General features: G+C 46.6%; 13 protein-coding genes. 8 read left to right on the forward strand and 5 right to left on the reverse strand.

Annotated features, from left to right (window positions below):
• Positions 1 to 6: 6 nt before the first annotated feature.
• The 3 genes from ACVA6Q_RS00865 to ACVA6Q_RS00875 all read left to right on the forward strand — a co-directional run bounded on the left by ACVA6Q_RS00865 (position 7) and on the right by ACVA6Q_RS00875 (position 4,442).
• Positions 7 to 1,029, forward strand: coding sequence for an AraC family transcriptional regulator ligand-binding domain-containing protein (locus tag ACVA6Q_RS00865; RefSeq protein WP_446646138.1), 1,023 nt, complete (start codon positions 7 to 9; stop codon positions 1,027 to 1,029).
• Positions 1,030 to 1,248: 219 nt separating this feature from the next.
• A complete protein-coding gene (locus ACVA6Q_RS00870; protein ID WP_446646139.1) occupies positions 1,249 to 3,426 on the forward strand; it encodes an esterase/lipase family protein in 2,178 nt (725 codons plus the stop codon).
• Complete coding sequence (locus ACVA6Q_RS00875) at positions 3,423 to 4,442, forward strand: hypothetical protein (RefSeq protein ID WP_446646140.1); 1,020 nt, start codon at positions 3,423 to 3,425, stop codon at positions 4,440 to 4,442. The genes ACVA6Q_RS00870 and ACVA6Q_RS00875 overlap by 4 nt, the downstream gene beginning before the upstream one ends.
• A 77-nt stretch (positions 4,443 to 4,519) precedes the next feature.
• Here ACVA6Q_RS00875 and ACVA6Q_RS00880 read toward each other — a convergent pair whose 3' ends face one another.
• Positions 4,520 to 6,010, reverse strand: a complete 1,491-nt coding sequence (locus tag ACVA6Q_RS00880) for a UxaA family hydrolase (RefSeq protein ID WP_446646141.1) — start codon at positions 6,008 to 6,010, stop codon at positions 4,520 to 4,522.
• A 336-nt stretch (positions 6,011 to 6,346) separates the two neighbouring features.
• On the opposite strand from ACVA6Q_RS00880, the gene ACVA6Q_RS00885 reads away from it, so the two are divergent.
• The 4 genes from ACVA6Q_RS00885 to ACVA6Q_RS00900 are packed head-to-tail and all read left to right on the forward strand — an operon-like array spanning position 6,347 to position 10,698.
• Positions 6,347 to 7,786: a tagaturonate reductase gene (locus ACVA6Q_RS00885; RefSeq protein WP_446646142.1), complete on the forward strand. Its 1,440-nt coding sequence runs from the start codon at positions 6,347 to 6,349 to the stop codon at positions 7,784 to 7,786.
• 44 nt (positions 7,787 to 7,830) lie between these two features.
• The gene (locus ACVA6Q_RS00890; protein ID WP_446646143.1) at positions 7,831 to 8,823 is read left to right on the forward strand and encodes a C4-dicarboxylate TRAP transporter substrate-binding protein; all 993 of its coding nucleotides are present in this window, start codon (positions 7,831 to 7,833) and stop codon (positions 8,821 to 8,823) included.
• A 52-nt stretch (positions 8,824 to 8,875) separates the two neighbouring features.
• Positions 8,876 to 9,406 (forward strand): TRAP transporter small permease, encoded by a 531-nt coding sequence (locus tag ACVA6Q_RS00895; RefSeq protein ID WP_446646144.1) that lies wholly within the window; start codon positions 8,876 to 8,878, stop codon positions 9,404 to 9,406.
• A 2-nt stretch (positions 9,407 to 9,408) separates the two neighbouring features.
• A complete protein-coding gene (locus ACVA6Q_RS00900) occupies positions 9,409 to 10,698 on the forward strand; it encodes a TRAP transporter large permease (protein WP_446646145.1) in 1,290 nt (429 codons plus the stop codon).
• A 28-nt stretch (positions 10,699 to 10,726) separates the two neighbouring features.
• On the opposite strand, the gene ACVA6Q_RS00905 is transcribed toward ACVA6Q_RS00900, so the two are convergent.
• Entirely contained in the window at positions 10,727 to 11,635 is a 909-nt protein-coding gene (locus ACVA6Q_RS00905) for a GntR family transcriptional regulator (protein ID WP_042500034.1), read from the reverse strand.
• A gap of 150 nt (positions 11,636 to 11,785) precedes the next feature.
• Here ACVA6Q_RS00905 and ACVA6Q_RS00910 point away from each other — a divergent pair, with 150 nt between their 5' ends.
• Positions 11,786 to 12,805: a zinc-binding alcohol dehydrogenase family protein gene (locus tag ACVA6Q_RS00910; RefSeq protein ID WP_446646146.1), complete on the forward strand. Its 1,020-nt coding sequence runs from the start codon at positions 11,786 to 11,788 to the stop codon at positions 12,803 to 12,805.
• 80 nt (positions 12,806 to 12,885) lie between these two features.
• Here ACVA6Q_RS00910 and ACVA6Q_RS00915 read toward each other — a convergent pair whose 3' ends face one another.
• From ACVA6Q_RS00915 to msrP, 3 genes are all read right to left on the reverse strand, one after another.
• Complete coding sequence (locus ACVA6Q_RS00915; RefSeq protein WP_446646147.1) at positions 12,886 to 13,182, reverse strand: hypothetical protein; 297 nt, start codon at positions 13,180 to 13,182, stop codon at positions 12,886 to 12,888.
• A 173-nt stretch (positions 13,183 to 13,355) separates the two neighbouring features.
• Complete coding sequence (msrQ, locus tag ACVA6Q_RS00920) at positions 13,356 to 13,961, reverse strand: protein-methionine-sulfoxide reductase heme-binding subunit MsrQ (RefSeq protein ID WP_446646148.1); 606 nt, start codon at positions 13,959 to 13,961, stop codon at positions 13,356 to 13,358.
• Positions 13,961 to 14,968, reverse strand: coding sequence for a protein-methionine-sulfoxide reductase catalytic subunit MsrP (gene msrP / locus ACVA6Q_RS00925; protein ID WP_446646149.1), 1,008 nt, complete (start codon positions 14,966 to 14,968; stop codon positions 13,961 to 13,963). Before msrP ends, msrQ begins: the two co-directional genes overlap by 1 nt.
• Positions 14,969 to 15,171: the final 203 nt, after the last annotated feature.

The following is a 15,171-nucleotide window of genomic DNA, read 5'->3' on the forward strand; positions in this document are numbered from 1 at the left end:
ACATGGATGAACTTACGCGAACAAAACCACTATTTTGCTAAAGTGATCGTTCAGCACTTAATAGAAGTGATTGAAAGCGAGCGGCCGTCAATGGCTCTGTCAATCAAACGCCAACTGACAGAGCGTGTCACCAAGCAGGCGGATTTGGATTTGACACAAGCTGAGCACTGGGCGCGCCATTACAATAAATTCATACCTGGCCTGTATTTAAAACTTTATGAGCGCGTAACTGTGCAAGATTTTGGTTTATATGGTTACGTCGTTGCTGCCAGTTCAAGTGTGCGTATGGGGTTGACACTTTCTCAGCAGTTTTTGGCGATGACGACGACGTACTATGAAGAGTCGCTGGTGGAAGCGTCTGACTATTTAATGATAGTGCCAGGTATTGATGTTAACGATGATGCGGTGCAGCTGCTCAGTGAAGACTTTGCCGCGGGATATTGGGCTCTGCTGATCCGAATCATTCTTGGTCAGCGTGCGGATATGGACAAACTGGTGCTCGATTTTTGCTATCCTGCACCGCGTTACGTTGAGCGGTATCGAGCTCTCTTCTCAGGTTGTACACTGCGTTTCAATCAGCCGCATACACTCATCAAACTCCCCACTAGTTGGCTTAATGATCCTATTTCACTCGAACATTCAAATATCGATCTTTTGCTGTCTAACCCATTGATATCGAATGATGGCCTTGATGGCAGCAAGCTGACTGATATAGAACGCAGGGTGTCTGAAGTTGTGATTAGCTCGCACTTTACTAAAAGTACGGTGGCGGATGTTGCTTATGAGTTTTCCGTTACCCCAAGACAGCTGCGTTTTTACTTACAACGCGCAGGGCTTAGCTTGCGTGAAATTGTCTTGCGCGCTCGGATGACGGTAGCATCACAACTGCTAAAAAGTACGGAGCTGGATATAGGCACCATCGCAGAAACTCTAAATTACAGCGAGGCTAGTGCTTTTGTACGTAGCTTTAAATCCTTTTACACCATTTCTCCTTTGCAGTATCGATTGCGAGAAAAATCCCCGTTTTAAGAGTTAGAAAGTAGAGTTCTGACTCCGCGTTTAGGCCTCATCATCTAATACGGCTCCTTAAACATAACGTGATACTAACTGTGCTTTTGTTAACGGTCACTCACTACATAACTTGCGTCGTTTTTTCAGTGTGTTAGGTTGATTATGCAACCGGGTTGGTATTGTTTTGAATGCACGCTAACAAGTTACAGATTAAATGGCATTACAAGGAGTCAAGCCATGTATAAAAGCAAGTGGGTGCCAGTACTTTCTCTACTTTGGGTAGTAGGATGTGGAGGCGGAGGAGGTGATGGTGAGGAAAATGGTGCACCTAAAGTTTCCATTCCAGAGGTCTACACTGACTATTCTATTACGGCTATCGATGGATATTTAGTCGGCGCTACGGCTTGGCTAGATACAGGTGCAAGCGAAATCACAGCACTCACACAATCAAAGGGGCTTGCAACGCTGCAAGTGCCAGACAGCCTTGATGCCTCACTTTATCCAGTGTACGTACAGTCACACGCTGGTGAGACCTTTGATCAAGGCCTTCAGCAATATGTGGTACAAGACTTTTTAATGGTAGCGCCTCCGGGTCAGACGGTCGTTACACCGTTTACTACGTTACTGTACTTGAATACTCAGACAGGTATCGCTCTCGATAAGGCGAGAAGTCAACTCGCGGCTCAAATGCAGATAGATGCCGATTCGTTGTTTGGTGACTTTATTGCCAGTCAGAATGAGAGGATGACATTAATCGCCGAGGATTTTGTACGTTTGTCGTTGCTACCGAGTTCACCAAGTGACCTAGCGAAACAAATTGAGAATCCAACAGATATCGTCCGCGAGCTTCAAAACTATTCCGATATTCAATCTGATCCGGAACAGTTTGTTCACATCGTCCGCAATTCCAGCAATGTGCTTGAACGAGATACCGATGGGGACAAGGTTGCTGACAGTGATGACCCTGATATCGATGGAGATGGTGTGCCTAATGAAGATGATGCTAACCCATATGATATTGATAGGCATACATCCTTTAGCCCTACAGCATTGACGCTTTCATCCTCATTTAGTGACTCAATTGAAGCGGGGCAATGGCACTACTTTGTGGTTGAGACACCTGAAGATATTTTACTTAATATTGGCTTGTCGCAACTTTCTGGAGATGTTGACCTCTACGTCAGTCAAACCGCGATACCGACTAAGTTTGAATACGACTGTCGTTCAAACCAGAGTGATTCAGTTGAGGAGACCTGTTTGCAGAGGTTACAAACAGGGAGCCGGCATTTCATCGCGCTTTCGGCTTTGGATAACGCAGAGTATCAGCTCACCGCAAAACTGGACACTATAGAGATAGCGAAAGCGACACTTTGGCTGCATGGTCTCGCTTCTGACTCTTCAACATGGGAAGCTATTATTGATGACGACAGTTTCTACGCGGGAAAGTGTCAAACTCTGACATGGCAAGAGAGAATCACTACTCTTCCCGAGTTTAATGATCGCAAAGAGTCTTGCTTTAGCTTAGATTTTGGTGGCTTTGATCGCTATGGCAATTTGGGGCCTACAGGTTTAGATGGGAAAACCTGTGAATTAACAATTGGATGCAATGGAGACTATTCGCACTTTAATTCGCTCGGCAAGGAGGTCGAGGAGGCAATAGGTCAAATAGTTGATCAGTTTGGAATTGACACTGAAGTAGTGCTCATTGGTCATAGTCGTGGAGGTTTGGCTGCGCGGGCGTATGTCCAAAGTGTTGATTCAAAGTTCAAGGAACATGTAAAAGCGCTGATTACAACAGGCACTCCGCATCAAGGTTCACCGCTTGGTCGATTTTATAAGTTCATGGAGCTCCACTGTCTTCCCCAAAGCGTCCACGACAACGATGGAGGGGTATGCGAAGACAACTGGGAAGTAATAAAAATGATGGCGGGAGAGCGCTGGTATTTTGGGAGAAAGATACTAGACCTCAGAGCGCCAGGTATTGACTTTTTGTCTCCTGAAGCTCCTTCAATGACAAACTTAAACAATGACGTTTTATCTCTAGATGAAGTAGCTCTGGCAGAGCTCACATACAGTGGGACAAGGTTTGGTATTTTAGATACTGATGTCGATTTTGTGGGTGTTTATGACCTCTATGACTATGGAGCTTTTTTAGGTGGCGATCACCCCCACCCAAGCACACTACGCTACGTAGAAAATGGTGAGACTAGAGATAGCTTGTCTGGTGATGGCATCGTGCCATTGGCAAGCCAAAAATTGAGCCTAATACTAGAGCAATACGGTCAGACCGTTGATTTTTCGTCGAACAATAACAGTCTCAATATTGTACATATCGATGAAACCAAGCAAGTGACAGATATCTTCGACACCTATATGGAAGTTTCAGATGCAATTGGTTGGAGCAATACAAAATGAATCAAGCAGTGAAACGTACCATATTGCTCGCTGGGTTTTTGGGTTGTGTTTACGTGGTGAGTACATGGGGCGGCAGAGTCGATAAGCCGACGAAAGAAGAGGTCGAAAGCCTGTCCACGCTGGATACCGTTGAACCTTTGAACACTGCAAGCCCCGACAGTATCGAGACAGTTGAATCAGATGCAACAATGGAAACGGTTTGGTCGTCGGAGTCGCTCTGGCAAATTCTTTTAGGCACTCGCGCTGAGGGGAATCAAAGCTTCGATATCGAAAAGCGCTTAATAGAAGCACTAAAGCGAAAACCAAATACTGCTGTCTACAATGAGATCAGGGCAAAGTTGTTGCTCCCAGACGATGGACAGCGCACCCATGAATACCTCCTCAGCTTGTTAGCGTCGATTAATACACCAGAATCGGTCGCTGTCTTGCTAGAAGCGTTGGGAGCACTTGTCGAACCCAGCTCTGATACCATTTACGCAGCTAAGCAATCACTTCGATACATAACTAGGAGCGAACGTCATATGGAGCAGTTGAAGGCCAGCTTTGCCAAGCTGCCCAATGATAGCCTTTATTTGGGAGATCTGGCTCGTGGCATCGCTCAAAATGCCGCTGAAAGTGACCTAGAGTTTTTAATTGCCGTCGCTGGTGGGAGTAATAGTGAACAACAGGATAGTAAGGTTGGGTGGGCGCTATCTAGTATGTCTTACTTAAGCAATGAGCGTTTGGTACCGCAACTTAAAGATGTGATCGCCAGTAAAGAGTCTACTCCTGCATTAGTTGACGCTTCGTTGGAATCTCTAGCGATGATGGGGCAGTATGAAGCGGGCGTGGCACTAATCGAATGGAGCACCATACAAAGTGCATCAGCCGTACCGCGTGTAGAGCAGCTTATAGTAAAAGCCCAGTCTCGAAGCCCCTCTATGACTCGAGCGATAGAGAAAACACTGCATCGCCAGGACTTTAATAGTGAAGAAGTTAGATCCATGATTGAGCGATTACATAAAAACTCTGAGTGATGTATTAGAAGGTTATTTAACGCCACAAAGCTAATAAAGCTCTACCAAATTGGTAGAGCTTTTCTTTTTTTTGGGCGCTACAAAGTCACACCAGACTTAAATATCGCGAGTTCACGAATACCATTGCGCTCATTATTGGTTTGCTCACCACTCGCGACCGTAATCACCTTATCGATAAACTGCTCAACCAAAGTTTCCATTGAAACTTCTTCCACTAACTTGCCCGCATTGAAGTCTATCCAATGCGGCTTATTGGCAGCGAGTTCTGAGTTGGTCGAGATCTTTATAGTTGGAACAAAACCGCCATACGGGGTGCCACGGCCTGTGGTGAACAGCACCATATGACAGCCACTGGCGGCCAAAGCAGACGTTGCCACCGCATCGTTGCCTGGTGCACTTAATAGGTTAAGGCCAGGTTTTGCCAACACTTCTCCATATTCAAGTACGTCAATGACTGGGCTGGTGCCTGCTTTTTGAGTACAACCCATGGATTTATCTTCCAGCGTAGAAATGCCGCCTTTCTTGTTGCCCGGTGATGGGTTCTCGTAGATTGGCTGATTGTGGTCGATAAAGTACTGCTTGAATCCATTGACCATCTCGACAGCTTTATCAAAGGTTTGTTTATCAATACAGCGCTCAAACAAGATGTGCTCTGCGCCAAACATCTCTGGTACTTCGGTGAGTACAGAGGTGCCGCCAAAGTGGATGAGAAAGTCTGAAAATTCGCCCAGCATTGGGTTGGCTGTGATGCCAGATAAGCCATCGGAGCCACCACATTCAAGGCCAACTTTGAGTTTGCCTAATGGAATATCAACGCGTTGGTCTTGGCAAACCGTGTTGTAAATCGCCTCTAGGTGCTCAAGGGCGACGGCGACTTCATCTTGCTCATTTTGGGCGATCATGTATCGGACACGGTTATCGCCGACGTCACCGACGAGCTCTTTGAAAGGGGCTATTTGGTTGTTTTCGCAACCGAGGCCAATGACCAACGCTCCGCCCGCATTTGGGTGACGAACCATATTGGCGAGGATTTGGCGAGTGTTTTCATGGTCGTCGCCAAGCTGCGAGCAGCCATAGTTATGCGGAAATAAAAAAAGGCCATCGCAATCAACAGCTGGGTGCTTTTGCTTAAAGCGGTCAATCGCTTGCTGAGCAATACCATTGACGCAGCCAACGGTAGGAATGACCCAGATTTCATTGCGGATCGCCACATCACCATTGGCTCTTTCGTAGCCTTTAAACGTTGGCATGGCTTGCTCATAGCGGCGCGGACGAACGAAGTTCGGGGTGTATTGGTAGTCATTGGTGTCAGATAGCGTGGTCTTCATGTTGTGAGTATGTACCCACTCGCCACGCTTAATAGGCTGAGTCGCTGTACCTATGATGCTGCCGTATTTGTAGATGGCATCGCCAGTATTCAGATCGCTCAGGGCAACCTTACTGCCGCGATCCATGTCTTGCTTCAACGTGAGTTCGGTTGTGTCGACATCTAACGTGAGATTGCTCGTTAGTGCTTGTAAGCAAACAATAACATTGTCTGTTGAGTGAATTTTGATAAAAGCTTTCATGGGTATCCCAGTCATGTGATTCCCGTCCGACGCAAACATTCTAACGCTAGAGTTGTATTTTAATCAATTAAAAACAGCGCCTCCCCCAACGATATATAAAATAAGCAGTCATCAGACCTGATATAGAGAATGTGTTGTCTTAATGAACGGGTGTTTGAAATGAAATAGCAAATAAAAAACAGATAAAAAACAGATAACGATGATCACTTACACGTTTGCGATTAATTTGTCGCGTGTTAGTGAAAAGCCCGGCTTACACTCAATCCCACAATCGATAACACCTGTCCGACAACAGCGTTTACCTATCGTTTATTACCTATCGTTTAGGGATTAAGAATGACACTACTCACAAGAGATCCATCCATCCACGCCATCAGACCTGAAAAAGTGGTTCAGTTTGGCGAAGGCAATTTTCTACGCGCTTTTGTAGATTGGCAATTTGACTTACTTAATGAACACACTGACTTTAATGCGGGTATTACCGTAGTTAGACCAATTGATGCTGGCCACCCAAAACTGGATACCCAAGGAGGCGTCTACACTGCGCTTATCCGAGGCATCAACGAACAAGGTGAAAGTGTTGCCGAGCCTCGTGTGATCACTTCTGTTAATCGCGAAGTGATGGCGTACGGTGAGTATGAAGAAGTCCTCAAGATTGCTGAAAACCCAGAGCTTGAGTGGGTGGTCTCGAATACCACGGAAGCAGGTATCGTTTACAACGATCAAGATAGATTTGATGCGTTTCCTCCCGTTAGCTTCCCTGCAAAAGTGACGCAGTTTTTGTTTAGACGTTTTGAGTTCTTCAATGGCGCGCAAGACATGGGACTTATCTTCCTGCCTTGTGAGCTGATTGATGCCAATGGCGATGCGCTAAAGGAGATTGTGCTGAAATACGCTAACGAATGGCAACTTGGCGAAACATTTTGTGACTGGATTATGACGGCCAACACATTTTGTTCCACGTTAGTTGATAGAATAGTCACCGGTAACCCAAAAGACGAACTCAGCGAACTTGAAACGGCATTGGGCTATCAAGACAATTTTGTCGTTGCTGCAGAGTATTTCTACTTGTTCGTTATCCAAGGTCCGAAATGGCTTGAGAGTAAACTCAAGCTAGACCAACTCGATCTCAACATAAAGGTCGTTGAAGACATTACCCCTTACAAACAACGTAAGGTTGGCATTCTTAATGGTGCACACACCGCAATGGTGCCGGTTGCCTATCTATGCGGTATTGATACCGTTAGCGAAGCCATCAATGATAACGACGTCTATCCATTCCTAAATCGCTTGCTTGAAGACGAAGTGATTCCATCTCTGGATATGGATAAAGATGAGCTGCTTGCGTTTAAAGACAGCGTTATCGACCGTTTTAAAAACCCATACATCAAACATTACCTACTTTCTATCGCGCTGAACTCAATGACAAAGTTCAAAACGCGCTTATTACCACAGCTTCTAACGTTCACTGAGCAAGAAGGCATGGCACCTAAGCACCTTAGCTTTAGTTTAGCGGCGCTGTACTGCTTCTATCTTGGTAAGCGTGGTGATGAAGAGATTCCACTCAGTGATGACCAACATCTTCTAGACCCTTTCACCGCATGGCGTGCTCACCCTGAAACGCAGGCGAGCAATGTGAAGGCATTCTTGTCGATGAGTCAGCATTGGGGATGCGACCTAACTGAGTTACCAAACCTTGAGGCTATGGTGACAGGTTATGTAAGCAACATCCAAACGCTCGGTATGAGAGCCGCGATTCAGCAGCTTTCGAAGTAAACAGCCGGCCACTAAAAGCAAAAATATAAAAAGGAACAAAAGCAATGACTACCCTACAAACCACTGTGAAAAAACTCTCTTGTGCTGTCGGTATCACCCTAGCGATGGCGTTTGGCGCCAACGCAGCGACGGAAGTGATGATCGCTTACGGTAACCAACCGGGTGAGCCTATCGACAAAGCGATGCACTACTGGGCTGACCAAGTAAAAGAGAAATCAAACGGTGAAATCCAATTCCGTCTGTTTCCATCAAGCCAATTGGGCAGCGAAACAGAGGTGATGGAGCAAGCGAAATTTGGTGCCAACATCATTACCATCAGCTCTTACGGCTACCTAATGGATACGGTGCCAGATCTTGGCATCATCAATGCCCCTTACCTTTCTCAATCGTTCGAGAAAAAATCCAAACTGCTTCACACCGAGTGGTTCGAAGGTTTGAACGATGACTTGGCTGAAAAAGGGCTGAAAATCGTAGTGCCAGATGTGGTGTACGGTACGCGTCATCTGCTTTCTAAAGGTTCGGTGAAAACACCGGCTGATTTAGATGGTGTGAAAGTTCGCGTACAGCACTCTCGCTTGTTTGTTGCAACGGTGAAAGCGATGGGCGGCGTTCCAACGCCAATGTCTCTAGCGGATGTCTATCCAGGTCTTTCTCAAGGCGTGATTGAAGGGGTGGAGAACCCAGCGGTCGTATTGCATGGCGGTAAGTTCCACGAAGTGGTGAAAAACCTCAACCTAACGGCGCACACTAAGCATATGTCGCCATTTGTTGCCGGTACTATGTTCTGGGAATCACTCTCTGATGAAGAGAAACGCATTATCCTTGAAACCAGCCGCGATATGGTGAGCTATGGCGCGACACTGATTGCAGAAAGCGAGCAGCAAGCGATTGACCAGCTAAAAGCTGAAGGCGTGACGATCAACGAAGTGGACATCACAGCGTTTGAAGAATCAGCACGTAAAGTGGTGCAAAGCGAGTTCCCTGAGTGGACTCCAAATCTATATCAAGACGTTCAAGACAAGTTAGAACAGCTGTAACCAATGTGGGGCTCTTTGTTGAGCCCCCTTATTTCAGCTTTTGGAGCACATCATGGAAACTCAAGTTTCACTCAATCACACCGAGCTGTCGCCAAAAAACAAAATCATGGCAACACTTGACCGAATCAGTCAGCTCGACACCGTTGTCGCAGCCTCATTCTTAGCCGTAATCGTCGTACTGATGAGCTATGGCGTGGTGACACGATACGTATTTAACGCGCCAAGTGCCTGGGTTGAAGAAGTCTGTCTAGCCCTATTTGTTTGGATGACCTTTATGGGTGCGAGCGCGTTGATGCGTACAGATGAAGTGGTCAGAATCGATTTTCTGGTTCACAAAATCCCAGCGTCGGCAGCGAACGTGTTAGATAACTTAATTAGACCGCTATTGGTGATTTTTGCACTGATGTTCATGGTGTATTGGGGCTGGAAACTGCTGCCGTTTTCTCAAGTGAGATTTACTCCAGCGCTAAAACTTCCCTACATCTATATCTACGCAGCGGTTCCCGTGAGTGGCATGTTCATGCTTTATCACCAACTTAAGCATCTTTATTCGTTTTTTGCCCCTCGCAATAAGGAAGACTAATCATGTCAGTCATTCTGCCAATTTCTGCCCTGCTGTTTTTGTTTACATTGGGTATTCCGGTCGCGTTCTGTATTTTCCTAGCGACGTTGGCCTATTTCCTTCTTAATGATCATTTGCCGATGATGATGCTGGTACAGCGTCTGGCGGGTGGTTTGGAATCGGTTACGCTACTGGCGATCCCGTTCTTTGTCATGGCGGGTGTGTTTATGAACCACTCTGGTATCAGCCAGCGCCTATTAAAGTTCTCCGAAGTGCTGACTGGTCACATGAATGGCGGTCTAGCGCAAGTTAACGTGGTGCTGAGTACTTTGATGGGCGGCCTTTCAGGTTCTAACATTGCCGATGCGGCAATGAGCTCGAAACTTCTCGTGCCTCAAATGGTGGCTCGTGGTTACAGCGCGTCGTTCTCTTCTGCGGTAACGGCAGCATCATCACTGATCACGCCAATCATTCCGCCAGGTATTGCCCTTATTATCTACGGTTACGTTAACAACGTATCGATTGGTAAGCTGTTCCTAGCGGGTGTGGTTCCTGGGGTCATGTTGTGTGCGATGATGATGGGTCTGGTTGCGGTTATCTCCAAAAAACGCAATTATGCGCCAATCCGTGAAAAGCGCGCCTCTGCGAAGGAAATCGCTATCTCTGCGAAAGATGCGTTCTTGGCACTTTTGCTGCCTGTCATCATCATCGGTGGTATTCGCTTTGGTGTGTTTACGCCAACAGAAGCGGGTGCAGCTGCGGTGCTTTATGCGCTTGTATTGGGTATGTTTGTTTATAAGCAGATGAACACGTCTTTGCTTTGGAGTGCGACGAAAGAATCGGTGCTCGCTTCTGCAAACGTCTTGTTGATCATCTGTGTGGCGGTGGGTTTCTCTAAGTTCCTGACTTGGGAGCGCGTACCGCAGGAGCTGGCGACATGGTTGACTGGTGCGGTTGAAAGTCCGTTTACCTTCTTACTCTTGGTGAACTTGTTCTTGCTGATCATTGGTATGTTCCTAGAAGGCAACGCAGTAATGATCGTATTGGCTCCACTGCTAGCGCCTGTGGCGGCGTCTTACGGCATTGATCCTGTGCACTTCGGTATCATCTTTATCTTCAACAGTGCGATCGGCACCATCACGCCACCGCTCGGTACAGTGATGTTCACGACCTGTTCGATTACTAAGGTGTCGATAGAAGACTTTGTGAAGGAAGTGATGCCATTCTGGATCTTGTTGCTTGTAGCGCTACTGATGATTACTTACATCCCGATGATTTCGATTGGTCTGCCAAATATGGTGTTTGGCTCGTAATCAAGACGACGAAATAATTAAGCCAGCATTACGCTGGCTTTTCCATTATTAGACTGTTTTCCATCGTTCGCTTGGCGGTTTGAAGGTGCCGTCTTAGCTCGCCCATCGCCCCAATGTCATCTCGGCTCAACATCTTGCTTAAGATGGCCATGTGCTCTTCAATCGCTACCATGTTGCGTTTGCGTAGGTCAGTATTATCCCATTGATAATGGTAGTGAAATATCATCGAGATGATGTCATAGAACTGATCCATGAATGGATTGTTGGACGCTGAAAGCAGCAGCGAGTGAAACTTCTGGTCGAGCTCGGAAAACGCGCGAAATTCACTGACCATAGTGTCGCGAAGCTCTCTATGCTCATGCAGTAAATATTGCGCCTTTTGCCATCGCTCATCACTCAATGGCAAGTTCATAAAGCGGCTTAAGGCATGGCACTCCAACATCTCGCGCAGCTCAAATAAGCTCGCGGCATAACCTTTTTCAAACTGAACCATGCGCCAGCGGCCGCGGTGGATGTTCTCAATCAGACTAAAGCGCGAGAAGCGAATGAGGTGTTCACGTACCACAGTGGTCGAGCATTTGGACTGTTTTGACAGCTCTAGCTCGGTAAATTCCTGCCCTGGCATCATCTGCTTGGATTTGATGGCGTTATTAAAAAACACCTCGAACTGTGCCCGCTGCAGTTCGTTCTCTGATAGTGGGGTGTTGTAGCCATCTTGCTCAGAAGGTGAGCGTTTAATTGTCCATTCAGCGTCCTCTTGCTCAAGCACGCCTTTATCACACAAGTCATTCATTACGTGCCGAATCGTGGTTCGGCTGACGCTAAACAGATCCGCCAGCGCTGCTTGTGACGGTAACGGTGAGTCGATGTGGCCAAGCTTGATTGCATCGAGTAACTGGTTGGTGGTGGTTTCGCGAAGATTCTTATTGCGCGCCATGATTGACGTCCTAGTCGTTGCTTTGATTGCAATAAAATACCATTAAAAACCCATCAAAATTGATAGAAAGCCCATATTTTAGTGAAAAAAAACCAATAAAAAACCGTTTAAATACAATTGAGCTATTCCAAATACGTAAGAGACAAGACAATGAAAACACTAGTATGTGAACAGCCTCATCAAATGCGCTATACCGAAAAAGCGATGCCAACTGTGCTTCCGAACGAGCTATTGGTTAAGGTGGCTGCAGTGGGAATTTGCGGCACGGATATTCACGCATTTACTGGTAACCAGCCTTTCTTCAGCTACCCGCGCGTTTTGGGCCACGAGCTTTGTGGTGAAGTGACTGAAATGGGCGCGAGCGTCTCAGGCGATTTCCAAATTGGCGATAAAGTCGCGTTAATCCCTTATGTGGCTTGTTTTGAGTGCCCATCGTGCCTGAGCGGCAAAACCAACTGCTGTGAAAACATTTCTGTGATTGGTGTGCATCAAGATGGCGGCTTCTGTGAGTACCTTTCGGTTCCTCAATCGAACGTGCTCAAGGTTAACGGCGTTGACAATGAAACTGCAGCCTTGATTGAGCCGTTTGCAATCAGTGCTCATGCAGTGAGACGTGCTGCGCTATCGGCAGACGATGCTGTCTTGGTGGTCGGTGCAGGCCCAATTGGTCTTGGCGCAGCTGCTATCGCTGCAGCAGATGGTGCACGTGTTGTCGTGGCAGATACGCAAGCAGAGCGTCGTGCTCACGTAGAAAGTGAACTCAAGCTAGCAACGCTTAACCCAATGGATGCAGATTTCCATGAGCAGCTTAAAGCGCAATTTAGCGGTGCGTTGGCTCAAGTAGTGATTGATGCGACAGGTAACCCACACGCGATGAACGGCGCGGTGAATCATATTCGTCATGGTGGCAAGATTGTTTTCGTTGGTTTGTTTAAAGGCAATCTAGAGATCAGCGACCCTGATTTCCACAAAAAAGAAACCACGCTAATGGGCAGTCGCAATGCGACCATGGAAGACTTTAGCAAAGTGCAGCAGTTGATGGAGCAGGGTAAATTGACGGCCAACATGATGCTCACACATCGCTTCGACTTTGCTACCGTGGGTTTGGATTATCAGAATTCCGTTGTCGACAACAAAGAGTTACTAAAGGGTGTTATCCACTTTGAATAAGAGGAAGGTCTTCACCTTCAAGCGCCATTAAATATAACATCAGAGGTTCAAACGCAGTGTTTGAACCTTTTTATAAGTTGCTACTTAACCAAATATAGATTTGGTGGCCTGCGTGGTGGCTTTTGTTGCTCAGCGGCAGGGGGGCTTTCAACGGATTCAGTGATCACTTTAGCTTCTTCAATACCTACTTTGGGCTGAACAAACAAATGACGCAGATTCGCGATGCAAGCGACTGACGCGACAATAGCAAAGAGTATTGATGGGGTGCCACCCATTATATCCATAAAGAAGATTGCGACTGCGACCACGACGAGAGAGCCGAGAGCGGCATTGATGTGTGCTTGGCGAGGCGTACAGCTTGTACTTATTAATTCCATTTTCTATCACCATCTGTGTCAGTGTTAAAACGACTGCGGACAACGCAATGTTAAAACATTTGATTCACAAAAAACTCCTGGCTAATCAACAAATACAGAATTCAAATGGCTCGATCGCACACTTTAGCCAAACGGTCATCGTTTTTGTTCAAAACCTTCCGAAAAGGATATGGTCAAGCCTTGACCCCGAGGCGCTTTTTGAGCACTTTCCACCGCGCCGCTAAGAGTAATACAGCGATGAGCATGTAGACGATTGGCTCCGCCACCTCTGATTTAACTGACCAATAAAAGTGGATAGGCGCTAGTATCGCCGCCAAATAAACCCAGTTGTGCAGCTTTTGCCACTTTGAACCGAGCTTGCGCATCATGGCTTGGGTTGATGTAACCGATAGCAGTAGCAAAATAACCCAAACAGCAGCACCGACAGTGAGGTACGGTCGTTTTACTATTTCTGAGGCGAGTAGGCTCCAGTCTAGCCCAAGATCTAGCGTCGAAAAGGCGATGAGGTGCAATACAGCCCAAAAGAAACAGTAAAGGCCGAGTAGCCGTCTCACTCGTACTAATAGACCTTGTTTGCTCCATCGTGCTAACGGTGAGACGAGAAGGGTTACGAACAGAGTATTAAGCGCACTGATGCCAGTGAAATGAATAATGCTCTGCACTGGGTCGCCACCCAAGCTGTCATTGTTGATGGCTATGACTAGTAGAGCAAAAAAGCCAAGTGACACGGTATGAATGAGTACCTTTAGCGCGACTATGGACTTAGGAGAGAGCTTCATTAATAGAACTTCCTTAAGTCCATATCTTTATATAGGTGCGCGACCTCTTCTTCATAACCATTAAACATCAAGGTAGGCTGCCTGCGACTGCTCAGTAGGCTTCCTTCACCAATAAAGCGCTCGCTCGCTTGGCTCCATCTTGGGTGATCGACTTGTGGGTTGACGTTGGCATAGAAGCCATACTCACTTGGTGCAGAACGATTCCAGGTTGTTGGCGGCTCTTTGTCAGTAAGGCGAATACGAACAATCGACTTAATGCTTTTAAAGCCGTACTTCCATGGCACGACAAGCCTTAGTGGTGCGCCGTTTTGTGGCGCAAGCGTTTTGCCATAAAGCCCAACTGAGATGAGCGCGAGTGGGTTCATCGCTTCATCGAGTCTTAGCCCCTCAACATAAGGGTAATCAATACTGCTCCACGAGCGCTGTGCTGGAAACTGTTTTGGATCGTAGAGCGTTTCGAATGCCACGTATTTCGCTCCGCTTTGAGGGTCTGCCATTTTAATCAGGTCGGCAAGCGGAAAACCAATCCAAGGGATATTCATCGACCAAGCTTCTACACAGCGCAGTCTGTAGATGCGCTCCTCAAGCGTAAACTTGTTAAAAATGTCATCGTAGTCGAGCTTGATTGGATTGTTAACCAAGCCGTCGATCTCAACTGTCCATGGGTCAGTGATAAACTCAGAAGAGTTGTTAGCAGGGTCGCCTTTGTCAGTACCAAACTCGTAAAAGTTATTGTATTTTAGTATTTTACTTTCTGGAGTGAGTGAAAGGCTAGCTTGATATTGCTCGGGTTTGGTGACATCAAGATTTACCCTAGGGTCGGTTGTCGCTGTCGTCTCTTTAGAGGAGAAAATATCAAATATCCCAGCTTGAGCATTGGCAGCTAGTGGCATTCCAACCACAGCAATCCCAAGCTTTTTTAAGATCTCTCGTCGCTCTTTGTAAACCGACTCTGGCGTCGCGTCGTTCTCAGATAATGCCCAGCGATGATTCTTCTTGATTAACATACTCTTCCCCTGATGGTGCCGCGTGTTTGCAAGCGACGAATTTGTCGTTAATAGGCCTAATCAGACCGAGTTAGAGCAAAAAGTCTTTCATTTTTTGTGGCGCTTATCGAATTAGAGTGCAGCTTATCGATGTGTTTTAGGTCGCGACGAGTTTTTTTGAATTAAAAAAGCATCCTTTTTGCACCTCATACGTGATGTCTATA

The sequence above is a fragment of the Vibrio sp. DNB22_10_4 genome, from assembly GCF_052879755.1.